Annotated in this window: 17 protein-coding genes; 6 read left to right on the forward strand and 11 right to left on the reverse strand. The window is 64.3% G+C overall.

Annotated elements, in window-relative coordinates; all coding sequences use genetic code 11:
- Position 1: 1 nt before the first annotated feature.
- The gene (locus tag H0194_RS05985) at positions 2–700 is read right to left on the reverse strand and encodes a response regulator (protein ID WP_185175051.1); all 699 of its coding nucleotides are present in this window, start codon (positions 698–700) and stop codon (positions 2–4) included.
- Complete coding sequence (locus H0194_RS05990) at positions 697–1,968, reverse strand: sensor histidine kinase (RefSeq protein ID WP_185175052.1); 1,272 nt, start codon at positions 1,966–1,968, stop codon at positions 697–699. The genes H0194_RS05985 and H0194_RS05990 overlap by 4 nt, the downstream gene beginning before the upstream one ends.
- Positions 1,969–2,055: 87 nt before the next feature.
- Between H0194_RS05990 and H0194_RS05995 the strand changes: the two genes are divergently transcribed.
- Genes H0194_RS05995 through H0194_RS06015 form a run of 5 tightly spaced genes read left to right on the forward strand, consistent with a single transcriptional unit; the run spans position 2,056 to position 5,260 of the window.
- Complete coding sequence (locus H0194_RS05995) at positions 2,056–2,553, forward strand: hypothetical protein (protein WP_185175053.1); 498 nt, start codon at positions 2,056–2,058, stop codon at positions 2,551–2,553.
- Positions 2,554–3,387 carry a PrsW family glutamic-type intramembrane protease gene (locus tag H0194_RS06000; protein ID WP_185175054.1) on the forward strand — a complete coding sequence of 278 codons (834 nt, stop codon included), beginning with the start codon at positions 2,554–2,556 and terminating at the stop codon, positions 3,385–3,387.
- A gap of 12 nt (positions 3,388–3,399) precedes the next feature.
- Positions 3,400–3,993 carry a DUF4126 domain-containing protein gene (locus H0194_RS06005; RefSeq protein WP_185175055.1) on the forward strand — a complete coding sequence of 198 codons (594 nt, stop codon included), beginning with the start codon at positions 3,400–3,402 and terminating at the stop codon, positions 3,991–3,993.
- A 37-nt stretch (positions 3,994–4,030) separates the two neighbouring features.
- Positions 4,031–4,393, forward strand: coding sequence for a hypothetical protein (locus H0194_RS06010; protein ID WP_185175056.1), 363 nt, complete (start codon positions 4,031–4,033; stop codon positions 4,391–4,393).
- 3 nt (positions 4,394–4,396) lie between these two features.
- A complete protein-coding gene (locus tag H0194_RS06015) occupies positions 4,397–5,260 on the forward strand; it encodes a hypothetical protein (protein ID WP_185175057.1) in 864 nt (287 codons plus the stop codon).
- Here the strand turns inward: H0194_RS06015 and H0194_RS06020 are convergent, their stop codons facing one another.
- A complete protein-coding gene (locus H0194_RS06020; RefSeq protein ID WP_185175058.1) occupies positions 5,261–6,223 on the reverse strand; it encodes a TIGR00730 family Rossman fold protein in 963 nt (320 codons plus the stop codon). It abuts the gene before it with no gap.
- A gap of 91 nt (positions 6,224–6,314) precedes the next feature.
- Between H0194_RS06020 and H0194_RS06025 the strand changes: the two genes are divergently transcribed.
- Positions 6,315–6,644, forward strand: a complete 330-nt coding sequence (locus tag H0194_RS06025; RefSeq protein ID WP_185175059.1) for a CHY zinc finger protein — start codon at positions 6,315–6,317, stop codon at positions 6,642–6,644.
- A gap of 2 nt (positions 6,645–6,646) precedes the next feature.
- Here the strand turns inward: H0194_RS06025 and H0194_RS06030 are convergent, their stop codons facing one another.
- From H0194_RS06030 to H0194_RS06065, 8 genes are all read right to left on the reverse strand, one after another.
- The gene (locus H0194_RS06030; RefSeq protein WP_185175060.1) at positions 6,647–7,144 is read right to left on the reverse strand and encodes a ferritin; all 498 of its coding nucleotides are present in this window, start codon (positions 7,142–7,144) and stop codon (positions 6,647–6,649) included.
- Between the two features lie 49 nt (positions 7,145–7,193).
- On the reverse strand, positions 7,194–7,775 hold the full coding sequence (locus H0194_RS06035; RefSeq protein WP_185175061.1) for a hypothetical protein: 582 nt from the start codon (positions 7,773–7,775) through the stop codon (positions 7,194–7,196).
- Positions 7,776–7,829: 54 nt separating this feature from the next.
- The gene (locus H0194_RS06040; protein ID WP_185175062.1) at positions 7,830–9,191 is read right to left on the reverse strand and encodes a M20/M25/M40 family metallo-hydrolase; all 1,362 of its coding nucleotides are present in this window, start codon (positions 9,189–9,191) and stop codon (positions 7,830–7,832) included.
- Between the two features lie 126 nt (positions 9,192–9,317).
- Positions 9,318–9,875 (reverse strand): DNA-3-methyladenine glycosylase, encoded by a 558-nt coding sequence (locus H0194_RS06045; protein ID WP_185175063.1) that lies wholly within the window; start codon positions 9,873–9,875, stop codon positions 9,318–9,320.
- A gap of 27 nt (positions 9,876–9,902) precedes the next feature.
- On the reverse strand, positions 9,903–10,922 hold the full coding sequence (locus H0194_RS06050; RefSeq protein ID WP_185175064.1) for a S41 family peptidase: 1,020 nt from the start codon (positions 10,920–10,922) through the stop codon (positions 9,903–9,905).
- A 30-nt stretch (positions 10,923–10,952) separates the two neighbouring features.
- Entirely contained in the window at positions 10,953–12,383 is a 1,431-nt protein-coding gene (locus H0194_RS06055; protein WP_185175065.1) for an FtsX-like permease family protein, read from the reverse strand.
- On the reverse strand, positions 12,383–13,069 hold the full coding sequence (locus tag H0194_RS06060; protein WP_185175066.1) for an ABC transporter ATP-binding protein: 687 nt from the start codon (positions 13,067–13,069) through the stop codon (positions 12,383–12,385). The genes H0194_RS06055 and H0194_RS06060 overlap by 1 nt, the downstream gene beginning before the upstream one ends.
- Positions 13,070–13,168: 99 nt before the next feature.
- On the reverse strand, positions 13,169–13,669 hold the full coding sequence (locus H0194_RS06065; protein WP_185175067.1) for a GNAT family N-acetyltransferase: 501 nt from the start codon (positions 13,667–13,669) through the stop codon (positions 13,169–13,171).
- Positions 13,670–13,699: the final 30 nt, after the last annotated feature.

A 13,699-nucleotide genomic window follows, 5' to 3' on the forward strand; every position in this document is an offset into this window, starting at 1 on the left:
GTTATAGCAATAGATTTTTGCCGTGGCGTGCCCCGCCGAGCACAGCGATGGCGATGTGGACGCGGTTGCTGCCGCCGATTTTGTGAAGAATGTTTTTCACGTGGGTTTTGACGGTGGTCGTGGAGATGAACAGGCTTTCCGCGATGGCGGTGTTATCGAGGCCTTGCGCGATGAGCTGGGCGATCTCGCGTTCGCGGGGGCTCAAATAGGCGAGTTGGTCCGGCTGAATTCTGTCCGTTGCCGGCGTGGTCGGCGCGTCTTGCCTAGCGGGATCCACAGGCCGGGCGAGTGCCAACAGATTGGACACTACGTCGGGGCTGAGCATCTGCTGGCCCGCGGCAGCAGCGCGGATAGCGGAGACGAGGGCCTCCGGGCCCGTGGACTTGAGGAGGAAACCCACCGCGCCGGCGCGCAACGCGTCCACGATGAAGGTGTCGGTATCAAAAGCCGTCAACATGATGATCGGGAGATCCTTGTCAATCGTGTGCAGGGCCGCGGTGGCCGCAATCCCGTCCATGACGGGCATGCGGATATCCATGAGCACAATATCGGGACGCGCCCGGGAGATGACTTCCACGGCGTCTTTGCCATTGCTAGCTTCCGCTACGACGGTGACATCGTCGGTACCGTCCAGGATGATTTTAATACCTTTACGCAGGGCTTCTTCGTCGTCGACGAGCGCGACTGTCAGTGGGGTCATTTTTCCTTCTTCATCGTGTGGGTGGGCAGGGTCAACGTCCAAGAAAAGTCCGTGGCGGAGGAATCCACGGTGAAGTCTGCGCCGACGAGGCGGGCGCGTTCGTCCAAGCCAATGAGTCCGTAGCCACCGCTTGGCGACGCCGTGTCTTGTGCCGGCATGCGGTTACTCATGGTGACGGTGAGCCCACCTGGTCGCGTGGCGACGTCGATAATGATCTTCGTTCCCGGGGCGTGTTTGCGCGCGTTGGTGAGTCCCTCCTGGACGGCGTAACCCAACGTGTGGACCAGGATCGTGGGCAGGGCGTCAAGTGTGTCGGCGGTGGCAGGGTCGTCAAAACGCAATGCGACACGGGCCCCGGATGCGCGGGCGCGGTCCACGAGATCGTAGAGGGTGGCGCGGGGATCCACGCGGTCGTCGAAACGCAGGGTCTGCAGGACTGAGCGCAGATCCTGCACCGCTTGTTCCGCCTCCTCCTGAATGGTGGCCGCGGACTGCTGGATAGTTGTTGGGTCCAGGGTGGTGTTGTACTTGAGGCCGCCGGCATAGACGGAGATGAGGCTGAGCCGGTGGGAGAGAGAATCGTGCATGTTGCGGGCGATGTTGTCCCGTTCTTCCTGCCGGGCTTGATCCTGCAGGCGAGTGATGTCTTCTTGAGCGCGCTGTGCCTGCGCGAGGAGTTTTGACTGCCTTTCCCGGCGGTTGGCGCGAGCGAGTCCGAAGACGAGCCCGGGAAGAATGAAAACGCTCCACAGCAGCAGTAATGCCGCGGTGGCTGGTCCGGGCATGTCGAAGAATGAAGGCTCATAAAGGCGCACCAGGAGGGATGTAGTGAGCACCAAAGTTCCGGTGAAGGACCACCTCAGGCTGCCTCGGGAGGTTAAGGAAATAAAGACGATAGCCAGGCTTAGTCGCAGGGGGTTGAGCCCGGCGGTGGCCAGATATGCCACCGCCGCGATGAGCGTGGCGGGCGAGCCGGGGTAAGACTGTGCGGGATCGTATTCGCGCGGCACGTGCCGCAGCGCCAGCGGGAGCACCAGCCAGCTTCCCAGGGTGGCAAGGACGATGATCGCGATGGCGGTGAGGATGGGATCGGTCCATTCCTCGTTTACTGAGGCGCGGTCGGCGGCAACAAAGTGGTAGATCAAAGCGGCACTATCGCCCACAATGGCAGCAGTGAGCAGAAAGACTCGCTTGTAGGCGGAGTGGCCATGGCGGTCGTTTATCTCCGCACGCAGGGTATGCCGCTTCCACCACCGTCGAATAACCATGCCTTCTACGTTAGCCAGAACCTGTCTGTGAGAAATCCTCCCCAGGGAGGAAGAGCCGCGGCACGGATCTTTCTAGTTTTAGGTGCCATGGATGTTCAAGATACGCAGATACAGAAGAAGACCGCAGCGCTGGTCGCTCTCGCCGCACTGGTACTCGGCGGCGTTGTCGCCACGAGTGAGGCGATGCCAGAACGCACGCCGCAACAGCGCGGGAGCAGTGATGTGCATTTCAAAGGCTTGTCGATCCCTGGGAAGCAGTGTTCAGAAGGCCCCGGGTTTACGGCGGACGCACCGAAATGGAAGTGCGGGGACACGTCCGTGCGGAGTAATTCAGGCACGGTGAAAGAAGACGCCGATCTAGCCATGGTCGTTGCCCGTCAGCATCGGTTTTTCCGCGGTGACTCTGAGCTCCCAGTTGCGCTGGCCAAAGAACGCAGCTCGGGACTGTGGGTGCTTGACGACGGCGAACGCGTGACCGTGGCCGCGCGGAAAGCTGGAGCAGGGAACGCCACCGTGTGTGGGCTGCACTTTGACGGGCCGCACTCCCGCGCCCTGGCAGACAACGTGGTGAAGGAGGACAAGTAGATGCGACAGGTACATGTCTCCTTTCTGCGTTGGGGATTCGTCATACTGTTGGCTGCGGGACTCGTGGTGACAACCCGAAGCCTTATCAACGATCCCCGTACCGCGGTGGGCATGACGTTTTCAGTGGGACTCGCCGTCATCGTGCTGGCATTGACGTGGCTGTTGTTACGCCGCCACCCGGCGTTGCCTCAGGGATCACGCTGGGTGCCCATTGGGTTGGGGCTGGCGTGGGGCCTAGCGTGCTCGGGTCCTGCGGTGTTTTTTAACACGGCCGCGTCGAAAATCTTGGACAAGGTGGACCTGTACTGGCTGGAAGCAGCCGCGTACTCTCCCGTGAACGAGGAGACGCTCAAAGTAGTCGGTGTGGCGCTCATCTGCGCGGGCTTTGTTAAGCTTCACCGCGCCATTGAGGCTGTGCCTATCGGTATTGCGGTGGGCGTGGGATTTACCGCCGGTGAAAACCCGCATTTTATCGCTGACCGCGTCATCAAGGACCTGGACAGCGATGTTATCGGCGCGGTAAGCGCCACAGTGATCCGTATTCTCACTGGTCCGTTTGGGCATTCGGTCTACACTGGGTTGGCCGCCTTCGGCGTAGGGGTGTTGGTGTGCCGTACCGGTGCGCTCCGCAGCGTCCTGGGGTGGTGGTTTCTGGCGTTCGCTGTGCACACGGCGGGTAACCTTGCCTCGACGCTGGCCGGCATCGCCCCAGACGACGGCGTCCTGTGGATTATCTTTGGCAGGGTAATAGTGGGGTGGGTTCTAGCAGTATGGCTTTACTTGCGCAGTCGTAAGCTCGGTGCCCGCCCCGCTGAGCGGAACCACTCACTGTGATTAACTAATTCCATGGCTTTATCCACCGCTATCGGCTTGGCCACGTCCGCCGGCCTGAACGCTTATATCCCGCTGCTGGTCTACGGGCTCTTGGCGCGCTTCACCGACTTTGTCACCCTGCCCGAGGGCTGGATGTGGCTGAGCGATCCGATCCTGCTCACCATCGTCGGCGTGCTGCTGGCCATCGAGTTCGTGGCGGACAAGATCCCGGCGGTGGACTCGGTCAATGACATCATCCAGACCGCCATTCGGCCCACGTCCGGCGGGCTGATGTTCGCGTCCGCGCTGGATACGCAGATGGTGGCGGATGGCTCAGTGTTCTCCGACGGCAAGACGTGGGTGCTCATCGTGGTGGGCATCGCGATTTCTTTTGCCATGCACTTCCTCAAGTCCACCTCGCGCCCGGTGATCAACGCCTCTACCGTGGGCGTGGGCGCGCCAGTGGTCTCCACGACGGAGAACGTGGTGACCGCCGCGCTGACGGGCGCAGCCATCTTTGCCCCCGTGTTGGTGTTCATCATCCTCGCGGTGTTCCTGGGTGTGGCCTGGTGGTTTGTGACGAAGGTGCGGAAGTTGATGAGGCGTCGAGAAGCGTCCGTGGCGTAGCACTTATTAATTAAACCTTTATGTATTGTAGGTTGCCATGACAGAGGAAAAGGAACCCGAGCGCAAGGGCAAAGATTGGACCTTGCCATGCGTGCTCATCGCATGGCTGTTTCTGATGCCCGTGGCAGTACACATGCTTGTCGACGCCCCCTTGGCCGGCTGGCTCATCGTCATTCTGGTGGGCCTGGGTTGCGCCGTCGTGGGCGCGGTCGACGGTTATCGTTTCCGCGCCAGTCTGACCCTGCCGCTGTTGGTGGCGCTGGTGTTCTGGGCGACGGTGGCGCTGTACTACAACGAAGGCACGTGGTGGTACGTGCCCATCTTCGGCCTGCTGACGTGGTTCGCGGCGAAGATAGGGGAGAAGCGCCCCGGGAGCCGACGCGTCCGCGAGGGGTTCTAACCCATGGAGACCTGGACGCTGCACCACCCGGAGCGCGGCACCATCGCCGTGCACAGTGGGTTCGACGCGGAATTCCTGGAACGCTACCCCGACTGGCCGCGGCCTGACGAAGATGCGAAAACTGAAGGCACCGATCCCGGCGTGGATGCCGGTTTACGCGAGCGGCTGGAAGCCTGGGCGGATAACCCAACGAGGCGACTGGTCATCGAGGTCAATGGCGAGCCGGTGCGCCGCTACGAGTCCGTGCAGAACGGGCGCCTCCCGCTGCAGAAGCACCTGGGTGAATCGCTGGAGACCCCCGGCACAATGGTGGGTCGGGACAAGCCACACCTGAAACTGACCAAGAACCTCTTCGGCGACATCCTGGACATCGACTACCGCGAGGGCGACGCGGTCGTGGAATTCGACGCACCCCCGGGCTCGCGCGGCGAAAAGCGCAAACAGGCGATGGAGGAGTCCGCTACCAAGCGGCTGCTCTACCCGATGCTCGCCGGGCTCGGCAAAGGTGGCTGGGCGCTGTTCGCGCTGGTGGTCATGCCGATCCTGGGCCGCATTCTGGAGCCCATTATTGACTGGCTGTTGAGTTTTCTGCCCGACTGGGACATGCCGGATCTGCCCTCGCCGCCGCAGATCACGCTGCCCACGCTGGACTTCCCAGACATCGTTCTGCCCGTTCTCCAGGTGCCGGAATTCGAGCTTCCCCAGGCCCCCGACTGGGTCCTGTTCCTGCTGGAATACTCCAAAATTTGGGTGCCCATCCTCCTCGGCATCGCCTTCGGCATCATTGCCCTGCGCAATCACAAGAAGTCCGAGCGGATCAAGCAGGAGTGGGAGGCGCGGGGCGTCGAGAAGCCGGGGCAGGACTAGCTACTTCGACCACTTCGGCTTCGGCGGCGTCCAGGTGCGCAGGGTTGTGGCTAGTTCGGCGACGCTGTCTGCGACGATGAGGTGCTCGCGGTCGGTGGCACGGATGAAGCCCTGTTCCACCATGTGATCGACCATGTCAACGAGCGGCTGCCAGAACTGGGAGCCGAAGAGCACCACCGGCTTGGAGTGCAGGCCGAGCTGGAGCGCGGTCCACTCATTGAACAACTCGTCCAGGGTGCCGGTGCCGCCAGGCAGCGCCACGAAGACGTCGCCGAGCTCGCCCATGCGCTGCTTGCGCTCGGACATGGTGCCCACGACCTCCAGCTCCGTGAGCCCGGCGTGTGCGATCTCGTCGCTGACAAGGTGTTCCGGGATAATGCCGATGGCCGTGCCGCCGGCTTCCAGGCAGGCGTCGGCAACCGCGCCCATGAGCCCCGCCTTGCCGCCGCCGTAAATGAGCGACATGTTGTTGTCCGCCAGGCCGCGGCCGAGCTCTTGCGCCAGGCGCAGGTTGTCCGGGTTGGTGCCGATCGCCGCGCCGGTAAAGACGGTGACCGCGGTGCGGGCCTGGACGTCGAGGGCGGGGAAGACGTTCTCCCGCAGCATGGGTGCGAGATCGTCGGTGAGCTGCATCGGATCGCGCCACGAGGTCTCCTCGATTTCCGCGGCGGGCTGCGGGATGATGCGGGTGGTGGCGGTGTAAACGGTGCTGATGAGCTGGTGATCCGGCTCGTTGGCCGCGGGTGCGGTGAACTCGCCCAGCAGCGTCAGGTCTTCTGGGCGCAGGTGCGCGCCGATCTCCTCGGCAACCTCGCGGATGGCGGTGTCCATAGCGGATTCCCCGGCCTCCGGCTTGCCGCCCGGCAGCATGAACTTGTCCGTGCCCCGCTTGCGGACTGTCAACACCTTGCCTGCGTCATCGCGGAAGACCACTGCGGACACGGTGATGATGGGCTGGCTCATAGGTCTGGAATGCTCCTTGGGTGTTGATGGACCGCGGGGGAAGTTAGCGGATACCAGTGTAGCGCCCGTTGCCGCCGTACACTGTGGAGTCATGGACGCTAAGAACGCGACAGTGCGCGGGGTGGCGGTGGACGCCATGGGCCGGTGCGCGCACTACCGATCGGTGCGCGACGTGGTGGCCAACAAGTGCGCGACGTGCGGGGAATACTGGGCGTGCCACGCCTGCCACGAGGAGTTGGCGGACCATCCCTTCGGGCGCATGGATGTGGCGGCTGCCGACGCCGTGCTGTGCGGGGCGTGCGGGACCACCATGGACTACGCGCGGTACACACATGACGAAGGTGCCCCGGCATGTTGTGCCTGCGGGCACCTGTTTAACCCCGGGTGCAGCCTGCACGCCGGAATCTACTTCGATATCTAGGCCTATGCGTTGGGTTCGGTGCGGCCGCCCAAGCGGGCGTCGATACGCAGCAGCCCCGAGCCGTCGTTGCCCACGAGCTTGACCTGGTCGATGATCTCGGAGACGGTAGCCTCTTCCTCAATCTGCTCGTTGAGGAACCAGTTGACCAGGGAGCGGGACTCGAAGTCCTTGACCTCGTCGGCCACCTGGGCGATGGTGCGGATCTCGGCGGAGACCTTTTCCTCGTGCTTCAGGGCGGCCTCGAAGGCGTCGAGAGGCGAGGCGGCGGTGATGTCCGGGACCGTCATGGTGCCGATGCTCACGCGCTCACCGCGATCCAGCAGGTGGTCGGCGAACTTCTGCGCGTGGGTGCGCTCTTCTTCCGCCTGGGCGTAGAACCAGTCGCGGATGCCGGGGAAGGACAGGTTGTCCATCTCGTAGGCGAGCTTGGTGTATACCAGCGCCGCCTCGTGTTCAGAGGTGACCTGGTGAAGGAGAACTTCCTTGAGCTGTGCGTCCATGGTGTGCACCTTTCTTGTTTGGGTGCACACCACGATACGCCGGTTTTATTTAGCGCGGCAGGGAAGAACCCTGCGGCAGGGAGGAGCCGCCAGCCAGCGCGTCCTGAGCCATCTCAGCGACGTCCGGCAGGCGAACGGTTGCCACGTTGGCGACGGGAACGTCAAAGGTAGGCATGCCCGGGGAGACGAAAACCTTATATACCGGCTTGGTGCTGCGCTGCACCGGCTTCTTCGGAGCTGGCTTCGGAGCGGAAGGCTTCGGGGCGGTGGTGTTCTGCTTCGGGGCAGAAGGCTTCGGGGCTGGCTTCGGAGCGGAAGGCTTGGAGCCGGTGGTGCCGCGCAGGCCGCAGCGGTTGGCGGCCTCGTCGATGCGGCCGATAGCCGCGCGGATCTCGCCGCCGCGCGGGTGGAAGGTAGCCACGGCCAGGGCCTGCTTCTTCTTGGACTGGAAGTCAGCCTCGCTGGTCCAGTACTTGTTGGCCTGCTCGCAGGAGATAGGGCCGGAAGGCATCTTGGCCAGCATGTCGTCCACGGCATCCGCGGAGGCGGCTGGGGTGAAAGCGGAAGCGATGAGCGCGGTAGCGCCAGCAACGATGGAGGTCTTCAGAGTCTTACGAGAGGTAGCAGTCATGCGCACCATCATTGCATGGAATGCCCAGTCCGTGAAGAGTTGCACAGGAAATTGTTATAGGTCGCTGTCCGGGGTGACGTGCATGTCGACGCCCAGGAAACGTTGCGTGAGCAGGGCGTACGCACGAGTGGTCAGCGCGAGATCTTCAAGGTAGAGGTGTTCGTCGTGGCTGTGCAGCTGGGCGTTGGCGGAGGCCAGCGTGCGCGCTTTGGCGTGCATGGCGAAGCCGTATCCCACCCCGCCGAGACGCCGCGCGAAGCGCAGATCCGAGCCGCCGGTGGCGTAGACCGGCACCACGGCGGCGTCGGGGAAGATGTCGTGCGTGGTGTCTTCGATGGCCGCCCACAGCGCGGTATCAGTAGGGGAGACGGTGGCCGGTTCGGTAATGAGGTGCTCGATCTCCACGCGGTCAGCAAGATCGCCGAGGGTCTCGGTGAGTAGGGCGTCGATGTCGGCGTCCGTGGTCCCGGGCAGCGGGCGGATGTCCATGTCGAGGTACGCGTGCGAGGGCAGCACGTTGATGGCCTCGCCGGCGCGCAGCACCGTCTGCGCGATGGTGGTGTGCGAGAACGCGTGCGCGAACGCCGCGAGGTCCCCGAACGCGGTGTAATCAGACTCGGTGGCGGAGGCGGCGTCGGCAAGCAGGGCGGTCGTGGCGTCGTCGAAGTGGAAGGCGCGGACGAAGCCGTCCCAGATGTCGTCGTGGGCCGCCGGCGGTTCGATGGCGGCGATGCGGCGCGCGACCTCCGCGATGGTGGCCACGGCCGAGTCCTTGCCCCACGGCGTGGAGCCGTGCCCGGCGTCGCCGTGCACGTGGAGGCGGCGTTGCCCGGCGCCCTTCTCGCCGACGTTGAACGCCAGGGCGTCGCTGCCGTCACGGGTGGGAAGGTGCGCGCCGCCGGTCTCGGACAGGCAGTTCTTCCAGGAAAAGGCGTCCGGCCGGTGCTCGGACAGCCACCTGGCGCCCAGGCCGCCGCGGGCTTCCTCGTCCGCGAGGGCGACGAAGGTCAGCGTGCCGCGCGCCCCACCGGCGCGGGCCACCTCGCGGGTGACGGCGGCCTGGGCGGCGGTGATAAACAGCATGTCCACCGCGCCCCGGCCGTACAGCTTGCCGTCGATGATGTCCGCGCCGAAGGGGTCCACGCTCCACTTGGGCCTATCGACGGGCACGACGTCAATGTGGCCCAAGAAGGTGAGGGGTTCTGCGTCCGCATCGGTGCCCGGGACCGTGAACGCGACGGACACGCGGCCGGGGTGCGGCTCGAAGCGCTCCACCTGCACGTCCGTGCCCGCGAAGAACTCCTCCAAGGTGTCCGCGTTGCGGTATTCTTCGCCGGAATCCGGCGTCAGATCGTTGACGCACGCATTGCGGATGAGTTGCTGGAGCAGGGCCAAGGTGTCGTCGTAAAGCGCCATGCACAACAACATACCGCGCCAACAAAATGTCGGCTGAAAGTTCTACAAAGTGTAGGATGAAACCATTACAAAGTGTAGGATAGGGCATTTGACCTGCGATAACTTGGGCCTCTATTTCTGCGTCCTCTATTGTGGCGCCGAGCGCGGCGTGGTCACCGTGGGGTGGCCGGGCAACCAGAACCGCAGGGGCGCGTCGGCGTTCTTGCTGATGCCGATGCGGGGGCCGCGCACGTAGTCCACCGGTGCGGGCGGTGGGGTGAGCAGCAGGTGCTTGCCGACGGCGAGTCCGTTGTCCGGGAGATCAAAACCGAACGCTTTGCCCAGGTTGCCCGGCCCGGAGGCCAGGCGGTTACACGGGACGTCGCCGCGCCGGGTGCGCACGGCGTCCTCGCCGGCGACGACCTCGCCCGCACGCAGCAAGCAACCCTGGCCCTCGCCCTCCGGGGCACAGACCAAGTTGGCCGCGCGGTGGATGCCGTAGGAAATGTAGACGTACAGCCTGCCCGGTGGGCCGAACATCGTGGCGTTGCGCGGGGTCATCCCCCGGTAGGTGTGCGCCGCCGCGTCCGTCGCCCCGAGGTAGGCCTCCACCTCTGTGAGGCGCACCGCCACCGGCCCGTACCGCAGCACGCACCCGAGCAGCTGGGGCGCGACGACGTCGGCAGGCGCGGAGAAGTCAATCATGGCCACCGATTATAGGAGCCGGCAGTCTTAACGCGTACAACCCTGCCGCTGCAGCCACGCCTGCGCAGCGTCTTCGGGGGCGGAGGTTTCCTCGTCAGGGGTGATGGGGTCTTCGGCGTATTCCTGGCCGGTGCGGTCTTTGTCTTTGCCAATGGTCAGCATGAGGCTGGAACCGTCCGGGTAGTCGAAGACCATGTTGGCAGAAGCGAAACCTGCGGTGGGGCTGCCAAAGCTCCGAGCGTTCTCCAGGCCCCGGAAGGTGAGCATTGTGGCCTCGCCGGAGGAGGCGGTGTGCCCATCGACGAGCACCGCGACGGGGACGTCGACCTTGCCGCCGGAGGTGGTCACCGACGTGCCGCCGCCTGTGACGGAGTTGCCGTCGACAGCCACCTTCGTCGTGTTTATCCGGCTGACAAATTCCAAGGCCGTGCCGTCCGGCAACAATGGAGACAGACCCGCGACCATTGGACCCATGTCGCCGCCGTCGTTGCCACGAAGATCCACCACGGCGCCGCACGCGCCGGCAGACACGGCGTCGTGTAGCCCGTGCGCTAGCGTGTCCGCATAGCCCTGCAGATCATCGTGGCGACCAATCCCCGGTACGGTCGCAACAGCGATGGGGCCGCGCTTCTCGACGCCGACGTCGGGCACGGAGGCAGCATCGTCGCCGTCGCTGGGGGCGGAGGTCTCCTCCGCGGGACGATGCAGCGTGGAGTGTTTGCCACCGGCCGCGGCAACCAACTCGTCAAGGATGGGGTACAGCTCTTCGGTGCTGCGAGCGTCTTTGGCCTGTTCGAGCACCCGGGATTTGGCATCTGCGAACTCGGGTGAATCCGCGTACATGCCCATGGTTTCTGTCGTGGTGACAATAGCTTTGGCGTAACGCTGCGGGGTGGCATGCCCCATGAATATGGGTTTGCCAGTAAACATGGCGCCGTACGACGGGCCCCACACATAGACGGCGGCGAGCAGTGACAGTGCGAGCACCAATACCGCGCAGCCGCAACCGATGCCGATCTTTTTGGGCAAGGAGTGACGGGTAGTCATTGCGAAACCTCCTGTGTAGTAGTGCTGGTGTTAGTCGTTCTTGCGTTCCGCGCGGCGCAGCACCGAGGAGCGCAGCGGCTCGGCGGCGAGGATGGCCAGGGCGGTGAGCGCCCAGCCGGAACCGAGGAGGGCCAGGGTGGCGGTGAGACGGGCCGGCACGTTCATGTCGCCGGCAGCACCAAGCATGGCAAAGCCCATGAGCGCGCCCATGGCGAAGCCAAAAATACTGACCAGGAAGATGGGCCCCAGAATCTCGATGATGGCCACGAGGGAGTGGAAGCGGCGTTTCACACCAATCAGGGAGAGCGAGCGGGTGAGATCCGCGGACTCGTAGACCTCGCTGGCCTGGCCTAAGAAGATGGACACGCACGTGATGGCGAAGCCGAAGATGACGGTGAGCAGCGCGCCGGTGGTGATGTCGCGGAAGATGAGCGCGGCGTCGGGCTCTTGCTTGAACATCTCCGAGAGGCCGTCATTGCCCAGCGGGGAGATGACCAGGATGCCGGTGAGGAAGCCGAAGAACGCGATGGCCGATGACCGCTTCCAAGCCTGGCGCGGGTTGGTGGAGATGCGGCGGCAGGCCACGAAGTGGGCAGTGCCGGGGAACAGGGCCGCCAGGCGGGCGAACCACTGGAGGATAAACGGCACGGCCATTCCAAGGCCCATAATCACCATAAAGAGGAAGGCCGCGAGGCCGAGGATGCTGCCGACTTCCGCACCGAGCTCGATGGTTTTCAGGCCGATATAGCCGCCCACGGCGATCACGACGAACAGGATGAGCCGCCAGCTCTTCAGGGCCTTGGGCATCTCCTTCTTAGCCACGCCGAGCGGGGAGACACGCACGCGCTGCATACCCATGAACGCGGCGCCCAGCGCCAAGACCAGGAGGACCGCGCTGACGGCCAGGTAGCCCCACCATGGCAGGAGGATTTCCTCCAGTTTGATGGGCAGGTCAGTAAACTTCAGCGTGGTGAACGCCGGGGCGATAAGCACGCTGCTGGCCAGTCCCAGCACGATGCCGATGAGGGCCTGCAGGCCGGTTTCCAGCACGGTCATGCGGGTGACGTCGCCGGAGGATAGGCCCAACAGTCGCAGGACTGCTAGGCGACGCTCGCGTCCGGAGGCGCCGAGCACGGCTGCCTGCGCGACCAGGGAGAACAGGGCTGGCACGATGAAGGCGCAGGCGACGAGCGAGAGTGCGAACCACGCGGACAGGAAACTCTCCGCGCCCGCAGGGTACTCAAAGACGAAGGACGGCAACTCCGGGGAGGGATGCTTCATGCGCTGGTAGAACATCCACGTGCCACCAGCGACGAGGAAGGCGATGCACGAGGCGACGGTGAGGGAGAAGACCGCGAGAACACTGACCACGCCGGTGCCGGCGCGGGTGCTCAGGCTGGCCTTCTGCAGGTCCCACACCAGGGACGACGTGCGGACGGCAGCGGGGCTGGGCGCGGCCATTAGCGAGCACCTCCCAGCTGGCGATCGTCGTGGATGATGCCGTCGCGGATTTCCACGCGGCGGTTCATCCAGTTGGCCACCTGCACGTCGTGGGTGACCATGATGAGGGTGGACCCCGACTGCGAGACGAGGGAGGTGAGCAACTGCATGACCTCGTGGCCGGTGGACTGATCCAGCGCGCCGGTGGGCTCGTCGGCGAAGATGATGGCGGGTTCGATGGCCAGGGCGCGGGCGATGGCCACGCGCTGGGCTTGGCCGCCGGAAACTTGGGCGGGGCGTCGAGTAGCGAGCTCGCCTAAGCCCAGCTGATCCAGCAGGTGCTGGGCACGCTTGTTGGCCTTGCTGCGGGAGACGCCGTTGAGCATGGCGGGCAGCGCGATGTTTTCTAGGTTGGTGAGCTCGGGCAGGAGCTGGCCGTCTTGGAAGACGAAGCCGAAGTTGTGCAGGCGCAGGTGCGAGCGCTTTTTATCGGGAAGGTGGGAGAGGTGCTCGGTGCCAAAGGACACGGTGCCGTGGGTGGGCGTGAGGACGCCGGACATGCAGTGCAGGAGGGTGGACTTGCCGGAGCCGGACGGGCCCATGACGGCGACGGTCTCACCGGGGTTGATGGTCAAAGAGATTCCGGACAGGACAGGGGCGCCACCGAAGTCCTTGGTGACGTCATCTAAAACGATTGGGTAAGTCATACCTTCAATTTCATCGTCTGCCTGCGCTTATTGGAATAGTCCCACCATTACTCTTTGGGGTAGTGCTGGCACTACCCCGCTGGCACTACCCCGCTGGCACTAGAAGCGCTTGACGAGGACGAAGTGGCCTCTGCGATCGCCGACAGGTTCGAAGCCCACGTGCTGGTACAGGCGGTGGGCGCGTTCGTTGGACTGCTCCACGGACAAGGAAATGCCGGGCGCGCCGAGGGTGCGGGCGAGCTCCGTCGCGGCGTCGAGAAGAGCGGTGCCAATGCCCTCGCCCTTAAACCTGCCCTCCACCGCGATGGCGAGTTCCGGGATAGATTCCTCCACGAAGCCATAACCGTGGTTGTCCTCGGTGCCCCACAGCAGCCACACGCCGCCGGCCGGGACGCCGCCGCGCCACGCGATGAAGCCGCCCTGGTTGGGCTCCCAGCCCTCCACGTAGTACACGAAGTCCGTCTCGAAGTCCTCTGGCAGTTCGCCGTGCTCGTCGCCGAAGGTATCGGTGAGGAAATTCAGGCGTGCCACGTACGTGCGATCCGCCTCAGTGGTGGCGCGAAGGACAAGGTCAGCGTTGTGTGCGGAAGAGTCAGACATAACTGAATCGAAGCATCACGCACCTAGTAA

The organism is Corynebacterium incognita (assembly GCF_014217255.1).
Classification (GTDB): domain Bacteria; phylum Actinomycetota; class Actinomycetes; order Mycobacteriales; family Mycobacteriaceae; genus Corynebacterium; species Corynebacterium incognitum.

Bases quoted from the DNA above. Each gene is read 5' to 3' on its own strand.
- H0194_RS06015 (WP_185175057.1), top strand. From the start codon at position 4,397: ATGGAGACCTGGACGCTGCACCACCCGGAGCGCGGCACCATCGCCGTG.
- H0194_RS06010 (WP_185175056.1), top strand. From the start codon at position 4,031: ATGACAGAGGAAAAGGAACCCGAGCGCAAGGGCAAAGATTGGACCTTG.
- H0194_RS06030 (WP_185175060.1), bottom strand. From the start codon at position 7,144: ATGGACGCACAGCTCAAGGAAGTTCTCCTTCACCAGGTCACCTCTGAA.
- H0194_RS06005 (WP_185175055.1), top strand. From the start codon at position 3,400: ATGGCTTTATCCACCGCTATCGGCTTGGCCACGTCCGCCGGCCTGAAC.
- H0194_RS06020 (WP_185175058.1), bottom strand. From the start codon at position 6,223: ATGAGCCAGCCCATCATCACCGTGTCCGCAGTGGTCTTCCGCGATGAC.
- H0194_RS06065 (WP_185175067.1), bottom strand. From the start codon at position 13,669: ATGTCTGACTCTTCCGCACACAACGCTGACCTTGTCCTTCGCGCCACC.
- H0194_RS05995 (WP_185175053.1), top strand. From the start codon at position 2,056: ATGGATGTTCAAGATACGCAGATACAGAAGAAGACCGCAGCGCTGGTC.
- H0194_RS06000 (WP_185175054.1), top strand. From the start codon at position 2,554: ATGCGACAGGTACATGTCTCCTTTCTGCGTTGGGGATTCGTCATACTG.
- H0194_RS06040 (WP_185175062.1), bottom strand. From the start codon at position 9,191: ATGGCGCTTTACGACGACACCTTGGCCCTGCTCCAGCAACTCATCCGC.
- H0194_RS05985 (WP_185175051.1), bottom strand. From the start codon at position 700: ATGACCCCACTGACAGTCGCGCTCGTCGACGACGAAGAAGCCCTGCGT.
- H0194_RS06060 (WP_185175066.1), bottom strand. From the start codon at position 13,069: ATGACTTACCCAATCGTTTTAGATGACGTCACCAAGGACTTCGGTGGC.
- H0194_RS06025 (WP_185175059.1), top strand. From the start codon at position 6,315: ATGGACGCTAAGAACGCGACAGTGCGCGGGGTGGCGGTGGACGCCATG.
- H0194_RS06050 (WP_185175064.1), bottom strand. From the start codon at position 10,922: ATGACTACCCGTCACTCCTTGCCCAAAAAGATCGGCATCGGTTGCGGC.
- H0194_RS06055 (WP_185175065.1), bottom strand. From the start codon at position 12,383: ATGGCCGCGCCCAGCCCCGCTGCCGTCCGCACGTCGTCCCTGGTGTGG.
- H0194_RS05990 (WP_185175052.1), bottom strand. From the start codon at position 1,968: ATGGTTATTCGACGGTGGTGGAAGCGGCATACCCTGCGTGCGGAGATA.
- H0194_RS06045 (WP_185175063.1), bottom strand. From the start codon at position 9,875: ATGATTGACTTCTCCGCGCCTGCCGACGTCGTCGCGCCCCAGCTGCTC.
- H0194_RS06035 (WP_185175061.1), bottom strand. From the start codon at position 7,775: ATGACTGCTACCTCTCGTAAGACTCTGAAGACCTCCATCGTTGCTGGC.